The 17,664-nt window shown below is 35.4% G+C and carries 21 protein-coding genes and 1 tRNA gene; all 22 read right to left on the minus strand.

What is annotated here, in order from left to right; all coding sequences use genetic code 11:
* Positions 1 to 33: 33 nt before the first annotated feature.
* The 22 genes from MS2017_RS06825 to MS2017_RS06930 all read right to left on the minus strand — a co-directional run bounded on the left by MS2017_RS06825 (position 34) and on the right by MS2017_RS06930 (position 17,590).
* Positions 34 to 1,149, minus strand: coding sequence for a TraU family protein (locus MS2017_RS06825; protein ID WP_164707649.1), 1,116 nt, complete (start codon positions 1,147 to 1,149; stop codon positions 34 to 36).
* A gap of 39 nt (positions 1,150 to 1,188) precedes the next feature.
* Positions 1,189 to 1,773 carry a hypothetical protein gene (locus MS2017_RS06830; protein ID WP_122951723.1) on the minus strand — a complete coding sequence of 195 codons (585 nt, stop codon included), beginning with the start codon at positions 1,771 to 1,773 and terminating at the stop codon, positions 1,189 to 1,191.
* The gene (gene traN / locus MS2017_RS06835) at positions 1,773 to 3,191 is read right to left on the minus strand and encodes a conjugal transfer protein TraN (RefSeq protein WP_122951724.1); all 1,419 of its coding nucleotides are present in this window, start codon (positions 3,189 to 3,191) and stop codon (positions 1,773 to 1,775) included. Before traN ends, MS2017_RS06830 begins: the two co-directional genes overlap by 1 nt.
* Before the next feature lie 211 nt (positions 3,192 to 3,402).
* The gene (locus MS2017_RS06840; protein ID WP_122950936.1) at positions 3,403 to 4,407 is read right to left on the minus strand and encodes an IS5 family transposase; all 1,005 of its coding nucleotides are present in this window, start codon (positions 4,405 to 4,407) and stop codon (positions 3,403 to 3,405) included.
* Positions 4,408 to 4,503: 96 nt separating this feature from the next.
* Entirely contained in the window at positions 4,504 to 5,022 is a 519-nt protein-coding gene (locus tag MS2017_RS06845; protein ID WP_122951725.1) for a hypothetical protein, read from the minus strand.
* A 40-nt stretch (positions 5,023 to 5,062) separates the two neighbouring features.
* On the minus strand, positions 5,063 to 6,982 hold the full coding sequence (locus MS2017_RS06850) for a hypothetical protein (RefSeq protein WP_122951726.1): 1,920 nt from the start codon (positions 6,980 to 6,982) through the stop codon (positions 5,063 to 5,065).
* Complete coding sequence (locus tag MS2017_RS06855) at positions 6,969 to 9,416, minus strand: TraC family protein (RefSeq protein WP_071563303.1); 2,448 nt, start codon at positions 9,414 to 9,416, stop codon at positions 6,969 to 6,971. Before MS2017_RS06855 ends, MS2017_RS06850 begins: the two co-directional genes overlap by 14 nt.
* A 6-nt stretch (positions 9,417 to 9,422) precedes the next feature.
* Positions 9,423 to 9,899, minus strand: a complete 477-nt coding sequence (locus tag MS2017_RS06860) for a TraV family lipoprotein (RefSeq protein ID WP_071563302.1) — start codon at positions 9,897 to 9,899, stop codon at positions 9,423 to 9,425.
* Positions 9,900 to 9,901: 2 nt separating this feature from the next.
* Positions 9,902 to 11,044 carry a TraB/VirB10 family protein gene (locus MS2017_RS06865; RefSeq protein ID WP_122951727.1) on the minus strand — a complete coding sequence of 381 codons (1,143 nt, stop codon included), beginning with the start codon at positions 11,042 to 11,044 and terminating at the stop codon, positions 9,902 to 9,904.
* A complete protein-coding gene (locus MS2017_RS06870; protein ID WP_071563300.1) occupies positions 11,044 to 11,766 on the minus strand; it encodes a TraK domain-containing protein in 723 nt (240 codons plus the stop codon). Before MS2017_RS06870 ends, MS2017_RS06865 begins: the two co-directional genes overlap by 1 nt.
* Entirely contained in the window at positions 11,763 to 12,323 is a 561-nt protein-coding gene (locus MS2017_RS06875; protein WP_071563299.1) for a TraE/TraK family type IV conjugative transfer system protein, read from the minus strand. The genes MS2017_RS06870 and MS2017_RS06875 overlap by 4 nt, the downstream gene beginning before the upstream one ends.
* A 7-nt stretch (positions 12,324 to 12,330) precedes the next feature.
* Positions 12,331 to 12,591, minus strand: a complete 261-nt coding sequence (locus tag MS2017_RS06880) for a hypothetical protein (protein WP_122951728.1) — start codon at positions 12,589 to 12,591, stop codon at positions 12,331 to 12,333.
* Positions 12,592 to 12,593: 2 nt separating this feature from the next.
* Positions 12,594 to 12,926: a hypothetical protein gene (locus MS2017_RS06885; protein ID WP_122951729.1), complete on the minus strand. Its 333-nt coding sequence runs from the start codon at positions 12,924 to 12,926 to the stop codon at positions 12,594 to 12,596.
* Positions 12,927 to 12,953: 27 nt separating this feature from the next.
* A complete protein-coding gene (locus MS2017_RS06890) occupies positions 12,954 to 13,100 on the minus strand; it encodes an HU family DNA-binding protein (RefSeq protein WP_420886037.1) in 147 nt (48 codons plus the stop codon).
* Positions 13,101 to 13,138: 38 nt separating this feature from the next.
* Positions 13,139 to 13,927, minus strand: a complete 789-nt coding sequence (locus MS2017_RS06895; protein WP_122951731.1) for a disulfide isomerase DsbC N-terminal domain-containing protein — start codon at positions 13,925 to 13,927, stop codon at positions 13,139 to 13,141.
* Positions 13,928 to 13,929: 2 nt separating this feature from the next.
* The gene (locus tag MS2017_RS06900; protein WP_122951732.1) at positions 13,930 to 14,127 is read right to left on the minus strand and encodes a hypothetical protein; all 198 of its coding nucleotides are present in this window, start codon (positions 14,125 to 14,127) and stop codon (positions 13,930 to 13,932) included.
* A 2-nt stretch (positions 14,128 to 14,129) separates the two neighbouring features.
* The gene (locus MS2017_RS06905) at positions 14,130 to 14,396 is read right to left on the minus strand and encodes a hypothetical protein (protein ID WP_122951733.1); all 267 of its coding nucleotides are present in this window, start codon (positions 14,394 to 14,396) and stop codon (positions 14,130 to 14,132) included.
* A 15-nt stretch (positions 14,397 to 14,411) separates the two neighbouring features.
* Entirely contained in the window at positions 14,412 to 15,119 is a 708-nt protein-coding gene (locus tag MS2017_RS06910) for an endonuclease (protein WP_122951734.1), read from the minus strand.
* Positions 15,120 to 15,122: 3 nt separating this feature from the next.
* Positions 15,123 to 16,328 (minus strand): hypothetical protein, encoded by a 1,206-nt coding sequence (locus tag MS2017_RS06915; protein WP_071564098.1) that lies wholly within the window; start codon positions 16,326 to 16,328, stop codon positions 15,123 to 15,125.
* A complete protein-coding gene (locus MS2017_RS06920) occupies positions 16,318 to 16,761 on the minus strand; it encodes a hypothetical protein (protein ID WP_122951735.1) in 444 nt (147 codons plus the stop codon). The genes MS2017_RS06915 and MS2017_RS06920 overlap by 11 nt, the downstream gene beginning before the upstream one ends.
* 97 nt (positions 16,762 to 16,858) lie before the next feature.
* Positions 16,859 to 16,934 (minus strand) — tRNA-Asn (locus MS2017_RS06925).
* A 116-nt stretch (positions 16,935 to 17,050) separates the two neighbouring features.
* Positions 17,051 to 17,590 carry a hypothetical protein gene (locus MS2017_RS06930; protein WP_122951736.1) on the minus strand — a complete coding sequence of 180 codons (540 nt, stop codon included), beginning with the start codon at positions 17,588 to 17,590 and terminating at the stop codon, positions 17,051 to 17,053.
* Positions 17,591 to 17,664 lie beyond the last annotated feature (74 nt).

Genomic DNA, 17,664 nt, shown 5'->3' on the forward strand with positions numbered 1-17,664 from the left:
TATTTTTCCTTCTTTTGCTAATTACGATTAAAATTAATATCCCACACAGCATTTAACTTTTCTAAACACCATCCACGAATAGTTGCCGCCACCTACAAGTTTATTTTTAAACATAGTCCAACCCATGCCAGTCATCCCGATAGGACGACAAGCATTGTCTTTAACTGGACGCATTAGTTGAATTTTGTAATGGCTTTTTTTCCAAATAGGCGTATAGACACTGCCGCACGCATCAACACCAGGGTCAAGCAGTAAGCCTGTACGCCCCATCATATAAATACTGCGTGCAGCAATGCCTGCGTTTGCCTCCACTCTATCAGTTGCGCCAATTGAACCTGTAAAGGGGTAGGCATTACCCCAGCTACCCATGCACCAAAAAAGATGATCAATTGGGTTGCCAGTTGCAGCTGCAATTGAATCAGCAGCACATGCAAGTTGAGCGACAGGATTGCCGAACACCAGGGCCTCGGGATTAAGTAACATTGCTAATACTGGATTATTCCAATGTGGTAACAATTCACTCATCATTGCAATATCAAAACTCACATCTTCAGTGCAAGGTAAATCAGTAAACATATCTAAAATTTTCCAAACTGGGAATTTGTAATAGTGCATTTGGGCAAATATTTTAGGACTTATACCACTACTTGTGGAATCAACAAAAAGCGATCCACTACCTTGTCCAAGGCTTGGATTTTCAAGTTGTGTACCAATCGCATTCATGCACCACGCATCGCGCACGGTGTCAATCACTCGTGCAGGTTCCCAAAATGAAACACTAATACCCACCGTAGGGTTTTCGCCTCCACAAGCGCAAATACTATCTCCTATATTTTCATCTCCAAGATCTTGGCCATTCGCCATTTCAACAACGCCACCAATAGAGATTGGGAACACACATTGCCAATTCACTTCGGTTGGTATTGACAAAAAACTATTTGAACAACTGCCAGCATTTGCTTTTGACCACATCACACTTGCTAATATCAGTGCTAATCCAATGATAATTTTCCCTAGATTTCTAAAAAGTAACCCGAATATCAAAAATCGTATCTTAATTACGATTAAAGACAAGATGACACTAGCAATTATCATCAATATAATGTCACCTTGAAAAATATCCATATCAACAATTGAGTGAAAATTCATATTTTTTAACAGTGAAAGTAAGTGATCGACTGATTGCATTTAATTACCCCTTGGTGCAAAAACTTGAATTAAGAATCTATCGCCTTGTTGACTAATGATTGCTGGCACTTGCTTAACACCTAATCTTTTAATCGCATTTTTAGTTAATAAAAAAGCTCGTTTTCCTGTTTTTTTTATAAATACTTTGGTATCTATATTGGCAACCAATAAGGTGTCGTCTGAACTAACCAGAGGAGAAAGGCTAGACATCATTTTTAAGTGGCGAGTAGAACCCAAAACAATCAATTGATTGGGTAAAGTCGTATATTTTAAAGGGTTAAATTCAAACCCTTTTGGGTATAAAACTTTACCATTTTTATCTTTAACTTCAAAAGGTAAAGCAGCGGTAGGTGTGTAATAATATGATTTGTCTTCTTGAGCGATTGGCAAATATGCAATTTCCTGAGTAAGCTTCATACTTCTTTGCAATGCTTGCCAATCAACTTGTTTAGCTTTTTTCTGAATTTCAACCAACAAATCGGGTTCAATAATTTTATAAGTTGTGCCCTTTGAAATAGAAATAGCGTTACTAACACCGCTCAACACATATAATAAAATAATAACAATATTAACATAGTTTTTCATTATTTTTTAATTTGCTTATAGTAATCAGTAACACTATCAGTAATATTCTTTTGAATTAAGGAATCTCCTTTAGACTTCATGTCGCCATAGTACTCGGTTAGGTCGATACGACTAAAATCTAATGATTGAAATTCGTCAGGAGTAAAACCACCGCAAGATGGGCTTTTTGCACTACCCCAACTTTTACCCATTTGGGCTCGCCCTTGCTCTTGCAAAATACGGCCAAGTTTTGAATTAAAACAACAATAACTTTTAGATCGTTGCACACAACCAATAGTCCATTCTTTAGAGCAATAAGTACCTATCAAATGACAATAGCCCGATCCATTTAGCATAGCGGCTTCAGTGTCTTGTTGACCGCAAGATATAAACTTTGAAATAACCTGTATTGCTATTACTACAGCAACGGTATAAGGGTCAACACCAACAAATGCAGATTGTGCAGCACTTGAAGCCGCCGCACTTGAGGCTGCGGCTGTTGCTCCAGTTGCGGCTGAGGCAGTATAAGCAGTATATGCTGCAGAAACAGCGCCGTATGTTTGGACTATTGCCATACTTTTAGCAGTATTACTCAACATACTACCCGAAGAATCCCTATAAACAACACCTGTATCTTTGCAGCAATTCTTAGTTATTCCTGAATACTTGCACGATAAATTACGCCCTGAAAACATTAATGCCTGATCCATGCAGGCACCATCCACACTCCTTTCACCATCATCAATTTCTATAACTGATGGTGGCGTAACATCCTTAGGTGGCGTCACATCTAAATCTATACAGGGATTTATAGAGCATTTTTGAATGCCATCAACATTAACGCAACTATTGCCGGCAGTAGGACAGGAGTATGTGTTGTTAATATTGTTTTTAGAGCAATAATTAACTCTAGAAGACTCCATTAAAGTTGTTGCGGTGCCATTGTATTTCAAAATAAAATAAGGTGTGGATGCGTCAGGATAATTCTCTTTTTTTATAAGTAAAACTTTCTTAAACTTGACCTTATCTTTAGTATATTCGTCCCAATTACTACTTGCTGGAAAAAATATAAATTGCCGCCCTTGGAAGCGTACAGCAGAGAACCAAAAAATTGACGAGTTATAGTAGAAAATATCTATAATTTCTATTACTTGTGCATTATTTTTACACGAAGATTTACAAGTGTTTTCATCATCATAAAATGATTCATCAAGGTCGCATTTATAGTTATAAGTTTGCACAACATCACAAGTTTGCGCGCCAACACTACAGAACTGCTCGGTGCCGATGACCTGGCAACTAGCATTTTCACCTATGCCACCAATGTCTCCATTACCATCAATGTCTTGACCACAAACAAAATTACTTGCATGCACTGGATTTAAATAAATAAACACAATGCATAGGGCAATTCGTATTTTGCTATTTAACTTTATCATCTGCTTTTTTCACTAAACGCATTAAATATTCTCCAACATATTAAGACCCCTGCATAGCACCCTAAAACCAACCATCAAAACCCAAAACCCTCAATTTTTGACTTTTCAAAGTCAAAAAACATATAAAACCCAGCTTTCATTAAAAAAATCATCAATATCAACTATAAATCGCTCATTTTTTACTCTTTCCACAAAAAAGACACAATAATCCCTAGGTTGTATTTAATCCCTTGTTAATATAAACATTCGCCGCTCTAACTAGATTATAAGCAATAGCTTTAAGATTAACTTCGCTGGCAACTTTCTCTAAACCAATATAACGACTTCTTGCCAAACCATAAGTGCGTTTGAGCGTACCAAAGGTGCGTTCAACCACAAACCTTCTTTTGCTGATTGCTTTATTGCGTAATTTATTCCAATGACTCATTTGCTTGCCTTTGGGTTTTTTGCGCATAATACCATCTCTTAACTTTTGTGCTTTAAGTGCTTCACTATTAGCTTGAGAGGCTGCTCCTTTGTCGTATAAAACTCTTACGCCTTTTTGATTGCCTGCCTGTTTAACATTTTCTTCAAAATGAGTCATTTCACTATCATTAGCAGGGTGCGTAGTGGCTTTGTTAATTAATCCATTGGCATCAGTTGTTACTACTGATGAATATCCATAAGTGTATTTTCCCGCCTTAAATGTCCATCTTGCATCTTTATCATCTGAATATTGAATTGGGTTACTATCAATCTCATAAACCTCACCAGTTTTGTGTGTTGTAATAATCTTCTTAGTGCGTCTAGCACTTTGAATTAAGGTTGCATCCATGGCAACATGTTTGCCATTAGAGAGTTTGAGTTGATTGTTCTCAAGCATAAGATTGATGCTACTCAAAAGTCTATCAAATAGATTTTGTTTGATTAGTTTGGTTCTAAATCTGCCAATGGTTGTGGCATCAGGTTTGTTGCCACTTAGGCTAAAGTTGCAAAAGTTAATAAAGACTAAATCTCTACTAAGACTATCAGCCAACTTCTCATCAGAGAGATTGTGCCATGTGCCTATTAATAGCGCTTTAAACAGACTAACAGCAGAATAGTCAACTTTAATATGAGACAGATCTTTGGCTATAACTTCCCAATCGATAACTTTGTTAATGATGTCTAGCTGGGAGTTTGGTATGTTGATAAAACTATCAGCAAAGGTTTGTTCTTGAGTGGTTTTAACTCGCATTTTTTTGTAAGTGTCTGATAATTATAGTATTTTATCATAAATGCTAATGTTTGCATAAGGTTTTGAGAGTTGATTTGTGATTTTTTGTTGGGTTTTTTAGTTTAATGCAGGGGTCTTATATTTAATAATTTGACTTCTTTTAAAAAATCCAGGTGTGCTAAATTTAGCAATTTTTCCACTCAACATGTTTTGATAAGTTAATTGGTATGTTGTGCCAGTAAAAACACCAAAATCTAATTTCGTAATTTTTAAATAAATGCCATCTGCACTAGGTTTTGAGTAACTAAGTTTTTTATACTCATTTGCATCTTTTGTCAAAGCAACGATTTGACAATTGTATTTATCGTTTCTTTCCCTGAAAGAATCACACACTTCTTTGGCGTTGACCTCTCCTATTAAAGTATCAAAGCCAATATAAACAGATTGTTTGTTTTTCAACCCATCATCTATCAAGCCAAAATCTTCTTTCGAAAATGAGGTTCTAATTGCATCTGCGCTAACATCGCCGATAATCGCTGGCACTACTGTTTGCAATGTTGTTGCAACACAACCTTGTAATAAAGTTACGCTCAATATGACTACTGACAGTGTTATTTTTGTATTAATGTTTTTCATTTTTTACTCCATTTTTTTGTATTTATATTTTTATTCTCATTTACTTTGAGCAAATAAGTTCCTGTGCGGCTTGGCGTAATGATTGCATCATCGTGCTGGCCGTGTCAAATTCATTTAAACACGAGCAAGAAGTGGTAACTTGTTCACCTGCTTCATTTGGGCAAATATTTTGATTCTCTCCAGTACATTTTCGATAAAGTATTTCCCAATCTTCATTAATTCTGTTGGTAACTGGTCCTTGGGCAGAAACTGAGACTTTGTCTTTTTTGCGCTTCACTTTGCACGCATTAGTACAATTTGATTGTGTTTCAATATCGGGTAAAATCAATTCGTTTACTTTTGTTACGCCATTTATGACATCGTTAAAACCGTCTTTTTTGGCAGAGGTTTGGACAATTGCATTGCGTGCGATACCCTTGCTAAAATCAAATTCTGAATTAGTTATACATTCGTATTCACGCTCTACTTTCCACCAATTGCGTTTTATTTTCGCATCGCAACTATTGCTAATACTGCGCTCACTGGCAATTGGCGTTTTTCCTGTTGGATGATAGTCTTTATAAGTTTGCACGCCATCAATAGTTTCGTTTTTAAGTTTGCAGTTTTTATCTTCATCTATCACTTCACAAGAATTTGCTATCCACTCCTGATCTAACCCACAAGACTCATCAACAAGCACTTGAGCGTAAGCATAACCTTCTCCAGAGCCAGCAATTTGAACATCAATCTTAAAATCAATTCTGCCCTTTTGTTTGATTAAATCTGTAAAGTTAACATTAGGGCGTGCGCTCCAACTAGTTGACCATTCGCACCTCTTACCGTCAATAGTTTGTCCGTCCCAATCGGGATAAGGGTATGCATAAAGTTTTTGATTATTTACGGAAACCCTTATCCAATCATCCCACTTGGCACTTACCAAAGTTGCTCGTTTAATTCTTTCCGGCATATTGACATAAAATGATACTTTTTGATGCCGTATATCGCAATAACCACTCCAATAATCATTACCAATCCTTCCTAATGTTAATTCCAAACAACCATCACCTGCACAACTATGCACACCACCATCACCGCCACTATAACTCACAATATCAGACAGTCGCATCGCCCTATCGCTTGTGTTGCGATTAATTGTGCAAAATTGGCGTGTCGTTAATGAATTTTTGGCAATATCAGAATTAGCAATTAATTGATAAATACCATTCGCATCAGTCTTATAACTATTCGCTGCACTTTCTATATTTTGTGGATTTTGATAATAACTTGCCATCGTTGTTGCGGAACCCTCACCGCAACCTACTAATTTTTGTCCATAAAACTTTGCAATTGACCCAGTTGTTTGTGCTCCGCTGATAGAATATTGCGGATTGTTATTTGCCAAAGCACTAGCGGCAGCAGTACCTAGGTCAGTTACAATAGATGAAATAATTCTTTGACTTCTACTACTGTCGCCACAGGACTGATTAATGCAATAACACCCCCCGAGATTTCCAATACCTGTTTCAATTAACGAAAGATTGTCATCTTTTCCGTTCCATTTATAACCAACACAGTCACTCCAAGTGCCAGGAGTGCAACTAATAAGCCCTGTTGTGCAAACACCACTCACCATTTTTGGAAATCTTTTAACGCTATCAATGACGCCATCCACATCTTTATCTCTACTAAATTGCAAAAATGATATATCTCCAGTCGAGGAGGTCTGTGCCATTACCTCCAAAAAAGCATTAGAGGTAGGACAGGACAAACTCACATCAAATTTAGTGCCACTTGGTGTTGATAGTTGTTTCTCGCCAATCATAGGACTCATATATGCCTTTGAAAAACTTTGGCTATCAACTGGTAATCCCTCGATAGTGTTTTTAGCAAATTCTTTAGTCGTTATAGGGTTGTCGGCATGAATTAACCAGGAAAAGATACCGACAATAAATATAACAATAATTTTGCTATTCGCTAACATTGAGACCTCGTGCTTGTGCGAATTTCTCCAAAGCCTTATCAACCTCTAAGCCTTGCTCTTGATATTGCTCAATTTCGTGAACCTCATCGGCATCTGTAGTTGCAACAGCATGCCCATACGGGCTGACCATTAGACGAGAAATACCAACGCCACCTGGTGTATCCATAAAAATTTCTGAGTAGTGTGGCCTATTTGATTTTAAAGAAAGCAGTAATTCTTTAGCAATGCCGTCATAACTTATTAACTTAGATTCTATAGCCTTAGCATAATCTCTACTCTCTAAATAAAATTGAAAGGCTGCATTGTTACGCATCACTTCTCCAACTCTGCCAAAAAGTTGAGTATCTAAAATTGATTGAAAAATTGTGCCAAAAGAACCATTATATTTTCGTGCCCTCCGATACCCATCTTCCACCACTTTTGCTAAGCGTTGCGATGAACCAAACATAAAGGCAACCTCATCAAAAATAGACATTTTCTTTTCACTGCGATCTCCCTGATACATTTCTTGCGTCATCATATTAATAATTTGCAATGACACAACTTTCATTAACGCTGGCTTAGCACTCAAAGACTCTAGTTCTAATACAACAAAGGGGTTGTCTTGCCACGAATTTTCACTCACACCATTGAAATAATCGCCATAGTCGCCACTAGAGCCGAAATCGCAAAGATTAAAAGATAATTCTTTTGCACGATCATGAAGCGTATTTGGAATACTATCATTAGAACTGTATTTTTCTAAATTCACTAAATAATCTTGCACAAGGTCAATTGAATTCTTAAACTCTCCTTGAGCAACAACATGCTTAACGGCATGTGTTAGCAATCCGATTTCTTCATCAGATAAAGTTATGTCGCTTTTTGAGCAGCACATTTCACCCAAAACCATTGCAATGGTTTCAACATCGGCATTTTTGTCTTCATCATCAAGCCCTTTAATGCTTTGAAAGGGGTTTAAATTAACACTTCTATCTGCTATATCAATATAAACACCATCGACAATAGACGCTATTTTTTTATAACTACCGCCAATATCATTAATTCTGATTTTTACACCTGCGGCAAAATAATGCAAAAGCATCCAGTTGACAAAAAATGACTTTCCAGAACCTGAAGTGGCACAACACAAAAAATTATGGTTATTTGAACCTTTTGAAAATATATCTAGACCTTGTACTTGGCCTTTACGACCAACAAATGGAACAATTGGATAACCAAAGCCAAAAAAATCGGCTTGAATTGGCAATTGATTTGCCACTGCTTTTGCAGGTGCAATAAAGTGTCTATCCATCAGACCAATATTGCTATTATTTTTTCCAGCAATCAGTCCAAATGGTAATGCCGATAAAAACAAAATATGCTTTATGTGGTTTTCATGCTGCATTAGGAAGCCCTGCGATTCCCACAAACGCCTTGCTTTAGTAGTTGCAATTGACAAATCTTCTTCACTATCAGCAAATAAAACTAGCGTTGGAATGAATTTTAGATAATAATCTGAATGTATGTTTTTAGAAGCATGAGACAAAACGCTAATGCGGTCATTGATATTATTCGATTGTTTTGCACCCATTCTTTGAGCGCTAGCAAGTAATGACTTTTGACGAATTTCCCCATCTACTTTATCAAGCAAAATATTGCATGACCACAAAAACCGAGAAGTGATTTGCTCTAAATCGTTAATACCACCTTTGTAAGAACCCAATAACTCGTTAACTTGATTTGCATTTAACTTTTGATCATTCAATGACTCTGGAAAATCTTTTGGCGAAACAACGCTAACAAACTCATCCCCAACAGTTATGTAATCTTTATGTCCAAAGTCAATTTCTGTATCTGACTGAATAACCTGCTTTGCAATAGATGTATTTTCATCATAATGTTTTGAATTATTCTGCGAATTATTAAGCAATTGGCGCAACAGAGAAAGCAACTCTTGAGCTTTAATCTGTCTTGGTGCCAATCCAGCACCAATTAAACTTTCTTCAAAGGCTTTAACAGTCAATTTTTTAAGGCTTTCAGATGTCTTTAAGAAAATAAATAATCTAAAATTCTTAAGCTTGTTTGCTTTAATTTTTTGACCATAAGCCTTTGGATTATTTAAAAAATCAGCGTGATATTTACTCATTTTTTTTGTCAGTGGTGTTTGGCGAATATCGCCCCGTTTTACTTGGCTACAATAATTATCAATGTTAGTATCGGCAAATAAAATAAATTGTAAAACTGCCCCCTTACCGTAATCTTGACGCAAGATTGACGCAATCGTATCAATTGTTTTTGTGCCAATGAAATAAAACGGCGAACACTCAAATGCATAACCAAATGTATTGTCAGCATTAATAAACTCATTTTTGTCTTCATCAAAAGCCAAATGTGGCAAATAATCAGAAAGTTTATTTCGCTCTAAATCTTTTGTAGTATGCGTTTTATTCATTTTCTATCAAAATAAGTTGAAGGAACCTTGTGTTTCCTTATGTTTTTCCACAAGGTCAAGCGCCCATTGTGGTTGTTGCTCAATATAGTAAACATTTGTCGCCTCATGCCATATTTTTGAGTCTGCTGACTTGTATGAATTAATAAAGACTCTATGCACTATCGCAGGTTTTAACAATGGCACTTCTATTGGATTTACTAAATTTTGTGTTTTTTGATAAATTAGTTGATTTTGTGACTTACCATTATTAACATCAATAGCCCTCTTATCATTAACTGCATTAATTTTAGTATTTCGTATTTTTCCATTTACAAAAATACCACCTTGATCAACATCTGTAACCGCCTCTTTGTAGGCTTTATCAATTGGCAAACATTTGCCCAATCCATTAAATTTACAAGAAGATTCTTCTTGATACGGCATAATTGAACAACCCTGAGTGATTACCGTGATTAATAACATTGTTAATAATTTTATTTTCATGATTAAAGTTCCTGTATTTTTAGTTCGACAAGTTCGGTTATAACTACTGATATTTTCTTTGCAGCGCCAATCTCTATAATGGGTGATGACTGTTTGGCTAATTGCAGAAACAATGACCTTACATCTTTGGCACCTGCGGAAATACCGCCACCTAAAGCAGCTTTTGATAAATTACTACTCGGAGTGCTATTAGTGTTACCTAGGGCGGAAATGCTAGTAGTTTGCGCAGAACCCGTAATTGCATTGCCAATACCCTCAAACGCTCCTGCTATCATACTTCTTGCTATTAATGCACCGGCTCTATGTACAGGAACACCTTTAATGCCCCGCTTACCATCGCCATCTTGGACATATCCTTTAATTTTCTCGAATATAACACTATTGCCCCTCAAGTTAATGCAACTTAAACTCCTGAGTCTAGCATCCACACGATGTGTTGCCAGATTTCCATAACCTTCGGCCACCACAAAGCAACCTTTTAAGTTCGCTTTAACATCATTTGGCAGCATGGCAGGCGCTTGAACACGAATCATCATCGGCTCTGGGGTGTCGTTACTACCTTCTATTGTCATTGCGTCCATACCAGTAAGCAGGAAGCCCTTCATGAAACTCGGAGGAAGTTTGATTATTCTTTTTTTTTGAGAATCTTGTTTACTTTTGGCTATTTCTTCTTCTGCTTCATATTCTTCATGCACGATGCCACCAATCCACCGTGGTTGTATTAGTAAATCTGTATTCTGTGAATAATCATTATTCATTCCAGAAATAGGCGGAAAGCTTTGGATTGATTTTTTAGTTTCGACTTCTTTTTCTTTGCTATTTGCTTGTTGATTATCCTGTGTCTGCAAAAGGAACAACTCTTTAAGTTGCTCAATATCTTTAGTTTGTTGCTTTATAATTTCTTGAGATTCTCTTAATTTTTCATCTAGCGCATCACTAATATCATCTTCAAATAATGCCGAATCTGTATTAATAACAAAGTCTTTTTTTGTGTTTTCTCGCGCAACTTTCTGTTCTTTTTCTTTCGTCTTATTGGCGTAAGACAACAACAATACAATCACAACAGCAATTACAATGATTGCCTGTTTGATTCTTAGTTGTGTTGTTTTTTCTAACTTCTTATACTTTTCTTTAAATTTATTCATTATTGTGCTCCCCAATTTTCAACAATCAAATAAAGATATGTCCAATTTTTATCATTATTAAGGTGAAAATCATCTAATGAAATGGCAACAATTGGATACTTGCTTAACTGTGTATTTAGAAATTGCTTTTCAATTAAAGTCACATTATTGCCAATTACCACAAACTTATTTACTTGATAATTGGTGCCATAGATATTCTGTTTATTAAGTAGTTTTACTTGTAAATTATCAAAATAGACGCTGGGTTGATTTTTCATCACACCAGAGATTTTTTTACGAGAAGACTTGATTAAATCAATTAACACCTCCTCGTGTGTCTTAACTGTGTTTTCTTGATTATTTTTGCGAGCCTCAGACTCAAGGCTAGAAGTTTGCAAAAATATAGATTGAGAGTCGATTTTTTGAGGATCTAAAATCAAAGGATAATATTCGTTACCACAACCAATCAGCATGTTAATCTTTGCATTAATGATTTTTCGTGTGCGACCATCATCCAATTGCTTAAACAGTATCACAACATTCTTTTTATTTTTATGTGTTTTATGTGTTAAGCCTGTATTAGAGGCATAATCAATACTACTAATTAACCCACTTTCACAACTAATACGATTAATATCTGCTTGACTTACTGACACGGTTGTTCTAACTTCTGGCATTATATTGACCGTATAAGCGTTAGTGCAAAGTAAGAATAAAGACATTGCAAATAGTTTTAACTTCATAATTTTTCCTCTATAAGTGATGTAACTGAAAAAGTTGCGTTATTGATTTGATAGTCAATTGCAAGTCTGAGTTTTTCTGATGGTTTCTTGCCATCCTTGGTCCAACGAGACCTGACGCCAGTAATAATAATTTTTTTTGTTTTGGTGTTAATCTGTGCTTTCGTTTTTCTGAAACTATAAGAATTGCGGTTGTAACGCTTTATAAGATTTGCCTTTTCTTTTAACGACTTTTTTATAGCCGGGTAGTTCTGAGCATTGACCAGTTCCAACAATTTAGCAAAATTTTGCTCAGTATTTGCTGGAGTGCGATTCTGCCAAAGCTGAACAATATACAAGCCAAGATTGGTTAAATATAATTCGCTGGCTTCGTTGGCGCTAATCCAAAATTGTGAAGATTGGTTCAGCGGAACAATGATGTTACGCTCATTGTTTTTAATGCTTTGTATTGAAACATAATTTATCATACTAATGATAATTACGATAATTAGGACAAACCTCAGTAATGATTTTTCATCGCTAAGTTTTGCTTGAATTTTTCTTAGGTGTGCTATGTTCATTATATTTTTATTGGTGAAACAAAGTAATATTAATGGGAGGATAACCTTCTGCCTTGTCAACGCCAAGAGCGTATAAGGCGTGACGAACAAATCCTCTGTTGGCTTTTTTCTCTTCCATTAAAAAGATAAAAAATAAAGGCACACAAATGAATAACGAATACAGTGTTGTCATTACCACGATGCCATACATTGAAAAAACAAACAGAAAACTATTTAGGTCTAAGCCAAAAATCTTGTGCGCCTTGTTTAATTCATTTGTATATCTCATTTTTATATTAATCCAATAGTAATGCCTACGCTGGTAATAATAGTATCCGCACTAGCAAGCAGCCCACCGCCAACCCCCATAGGGATAGCGTGTCTATAATCTCCCTGGGCTCCAGTGATAATGCCACCAACAAGTAATGATCCACCTGCTATGTAGCCAGGTGCACCCTTTAAGAAGTCATTTATCACCATATCATAGGCTTTAAAGAAGAAAGTTCCTGATGCTGGAGTTGCCCATGCACTTGCATCAGTTCCAATAAGCATTAAAGTTAATCCTAATGCGATATTTCCTTGATTTTTATTTAAAAATTGTTTTGTTTTTTGTAAAGTTTTCATTTTCATATCTCCTGATATTATTTGTTATTAACAGCGTCTTTTTAACGCTTTTCTTGCTTTAAAAGCGGCCACCATTGTGGCAGCGATTTCAATTGTGGCACCATTTTTCGGATTGCAACCCGTGCGTGACACACGATTTCTAACCATAAAATAACCAAAGTTTGTTAGTTGCAATTTGTGCTATTTCATCAATTAATTCTGGTTTTTTCATCTTATTTATTCTCCAATTTAGTAAGTTGTTGTTTTACGATAGCCTCTAGTTTTTGCTGATTAAACCCCTGTATGACTTGTCCAGCAATTATTAAAGTTGGGGTGGCGGATACGCCAAATTCTTTAGCAATTTTTCTATGTTGTACCAATGTATCTTTGCCCTTTTGGCAAGAGTCCATGTCTGCATAAGAAATTTTTGATTCTAATGTTTTGGTTATTGTGACCTCCCATTTATCAGGATTTTGACAAATGATATGCACAGATTCTTTATGTGCGTTTGGATGTAATTGGTCAATCGGTGTTAAAACTAACTTACGAGTAAAAAGATCTTTGCCATATTTACTTTTATAATCGTTATTTTTTGTTGTTATCCACTTGTTAAATCGTAAACAAAACGGGCAATCAGTATCGGTAAATTCAATAATTTCAATTAAACCGTTACCAATAGAAAGCGCAGCGCTTACATCAAGATTGTCCGTTCTTTTTGACTGCCACTTTATGCGTGTTTGTTCTGATAAAGAAACGCCGTTTTTGGTATAAACTTCACCGAAAAACATTAACTCTTGCTTATGGCTAAAATAAACAACTTGATTGCTTATTTCGGCCTGATACCAGCCATCAATTGGTGCGGGCTCAAAATTGGTAAATGTTGTTTGATTGAATGTTGCTTTCAATTGTTCAGCAGCTATTTTTTGAGCGCCCTTATCAATATCTTGAGTGCTTACCACTTCACTTGACAGACATAGTGCTAATAGCACACTGCTAAATATTTTTTTTATGTTATTTGCCATACTTATCTCCTTATTTTTTGAATACTAATCACTTCCTTGGTAGGAAAAAAACACTCTTGCCCATATGCGTCATCAAACCAAAAATGAAGACTGCTAAAAAAACAATCAACCAATTCAGCCTTTGTTTGATGAATATACTGAATTAAAGTAAATGGGTCGATGCAGCGTATTGTTATCCAGTAATGACTTCCAATTTCCATGTTTAAATTCCTTTCTCAATTTTTGAACCATCAGGCAAGATAATAAACTTCGATGGGCTTCTCTGTATTTTTATCATTTTTTGTTTTTTGTTAACTCCAATTGGCATTATTATCCAAACACCATTTTTATTAACAATTTCAAATCTTATTTTTTGGCAATTCGTACTTTTTTTTAAATTTTTTTGGGTTTGTAAATTGACATCCGTTTCTTTGTTTTCCAAATCATTAGAAAATAAAGACAAGCCGATAATTAAAATTAAAATTTCCATAAATTTTTTTGCTCGTTATTTACCTTGTATTATTTCAATCCGCTTAAGGCGCACACTTTCCCAATCATCAATTGGATCTAATTGATGCCAAGCATTCATTAACTTTTTTGTTTGCATTGACAAGTTAAGTCCATATTTTTTAAACATATAAAAATAAATACGAGCGATATCGCCACGCACACTGGGTGCTGGCTCTACTTTTCTTAAATTTCTTGCGCCACTAATATTAATTTCAATATCGCAAGCGCCATAGTTCCTTATTTCGCCTGATACCAATCCAAATTGATAATTTGATCTGTCGCCATTTACTTCGCCAATAGATGGCACTAAATTCATTAAGTCGTTATAAGCCTGTTTGAAAGTTTTATTGGTTTTTAAACAGTATTTACGACCATTCGTGCCTTTGCGCTTTGTGCCTTCTAACCAACAAGAACGACCAAGTGGTGTAAGTTGTGCCAACCAGTACGCAGGCACAATATGCTCAGCTTCAGTTCGGGAAGCCCGAGATTTGTTTTTACGCACTTGGTATCCGCAACTGTTTAGATCAACCTTGCGATTTGAATAATCACAACCACAGTAAAATGTTTTTTGGTTGTCGTAATAAATTTTTCGATACATTAGTTTTTTTGCATTATTAAAACTTGATGGGCTATTGGCAAAACTGGTGTTTGCAACAACCAAGATATTGAGGGTTAAAGCGTATGAAATTATGAAATTTTTCATCTTTTATTTATCCACTAGGTCGGTTTCGATTTTTTCAACTTCATCCATGAAGAACTGATAAACATTGTTATCGTTAATTTCTTCATTTGCCAATGCTCTTAAACATTTATTTGCTAAAGCCAAAAGTACGCCATTGTAATTCTTGAGTTTATCTTGTGCTCTTTCAATGTTTTCGTTGCTTAGTCCAAAACTTTTGAGACAGTTCGCCACTTCGTTTGCTTTAATTTGCACTTGTAATTGAGGCTGTTTGCCGCTTCCCAATATTTTGTAGATATATCCACCAGCATTAGATTTTTTATTTTTTGGTCGATTGAGTGTTTGGGTAATTGCGTTATTCATTGTTTTTTTGCTTAGATTGTTCAACCAAGTGTTAATTTGCTCCTTACTCACACCCCACTCAGTTAACTGCTGGCGAATATTTAACTTATTCCCTTCAATAACTTTTGTATTTTTAATATTTTGAGTGTTGTTTTTTTGTTTTTTAAATTCAGAATGAAACTGATATCCAACAGTTGTGCCAGTTGTACCGTTTTTTTTGATTGGCATTACCATAAGATTTATATCGGTTTTTTTCGTGACTTGCAGGCATATTTGTTTAATTCTCATTGTCAGTGTTCTTGGCACTATATATGCGGTATCAACAACCCTTAGATAAAGTCTTAAATCTGAAATACTGATATTAAAATCAGGTGAATTTTGTTTGGCATAAGGTTGTGTTAACGAGTAAATCACAGTTACTTGATTTCCATTGCAGCCCCTTAGTTGATTAAGTGATTGAATGGTGTAATTTTTTTCAGATTTAAAGACATCAAACATATTTACATCAAAGTGAACTATTAAATCTTTAAACAAATCTTTTGTTAATGCTGTTTTTTGAATCAACCCTTGTCTAATATCTTGCAATCCTGAATTTGGACTATAAAGATTGAAAAAGTTGTGTTTTTCTAAGTCTTTTCTAATTAAATCAATTAAATTATTGATACCAATTTTTAAATCATTTCCTTTGATTAAACTTTTAATTTCTAATCTTGATATGATTACCAAGCCTTCTTTATGTGCACCAATTTTGATTTTTTGAATTGCTAAAGCGATTATTAAAAAACTAATCGGTTTGTCATAATGAAATAAAGATTTGATAATATTGTTGTTACGAGCAAGCGCATCAATTGCTCTTTCTTGTTTTTCTAAGATCAGTGCGTTATCTTGCATATTGCCTTCCTTTGAACTTTAATACTAGTTTTATAAAGAATTTTAGTAGTTTAAGGATTGGCACTGTTTTTGCCTTTAAAGTAGCACCTATAGAGCAACAAGTGCAACTAATTACGGATGAAGTGTAACTAATTACGGGAAAAAGTGTAACTAATTGTGGATGAAGTGTAACTAATTTCGGATAGGTGTAACTAATTGTGGGTGAAGTGTAACTAATTGCGGATGAAGTGTAACTAATTTTTTTAAATGTTGCCACAACAAGATTTTTTAATTGAGCGTGTTTGCTGTTTTCGATACAAAGTGTAACTAATTGCGGATAAGTGTAACTAATTGCAGGTGAGGGGAACTTTGCTTTGGTAACAACGATTTCAATAGACGAAAAGAAACCCGCAAGGTCATTACAGTTCTCTTTAAATATTGATTTTTTTCGCATTTTTATCATACATTTTTTAAATTAATTAAAAAATCGTACAAATTAAGCGAGAATATAAATTATAATTAAAAAGCTTTTTAACTATAATTTATGAGTTTGGCTCCTCGAGCTGGGCTCGAACCAGCGACAAATGGATTAACAGTCCATTGCTCTACCAACTGAGCTATCGAGGAATTAAGTGAGATATTATAACGACAACTGACGCTTATAATCAATTATTTTCACTAAATTAAACAATAAAAAAAAGGACGCAAAAATGCGTCCTTTTTTTATTGTTTTCTAGCGGTAGTTAACGGTTGTTGTTGTTGTTAATACCACCTTTAGCCATAGCATCTGCATAGCCTTTAGCATAAGCGTCTGCTTGGCCTTTGGCAAAAGCGTCTGCTTGACCTTTGGCGAAGCCATCAGCTTGACCTTTGGCGAAAGCATCATAAGAGCCAGAGCCTTTACCATCGGCAGTACCAGAACCGCTAGCGTCGTTTTTATTTTTGGTATCGAATTTAAGTCCAAAATCTGTGTCATTCATCCAGTTGTTAGCACCGTTGAATGGACCCCAATTTGATCCGCCGTTAAATGGGCCAGCGTTAGAGCCGCCGTTAAAAGGACCCCAATTGTTACCGCCACTGAATGGGCCAGCGTTAGAACCACCATTAAAAGGACCCCAATTGTTGCCACCACTCATAGGCCCCCAATTGTTACCGCCATTCATAGGACCCCAATTGTTGCCGCCCCAGTTATCATTACCATTGCCATTGCCAAAGAAACCAGCTGATGCTGATGTTGCTGCAATTGTAGTTGCAATTGCGATTGCTTTTACTAATGTTTTCATCTTATACTCTCCGTATTGTAATTAAGATATTGACAAAAATATCAATATCTACAGATTCAATTGTAATCAAAAAA

This window comes from Bathymodiolus thermophilus thioautotrophic gill symbiont, assembly GCF_003711265.1.
GTDB lineage: Bacteria > Pseudomonadota > Gammaproteobacteria > PS1 > Pseudothioglobaceae > Thiodubiliella.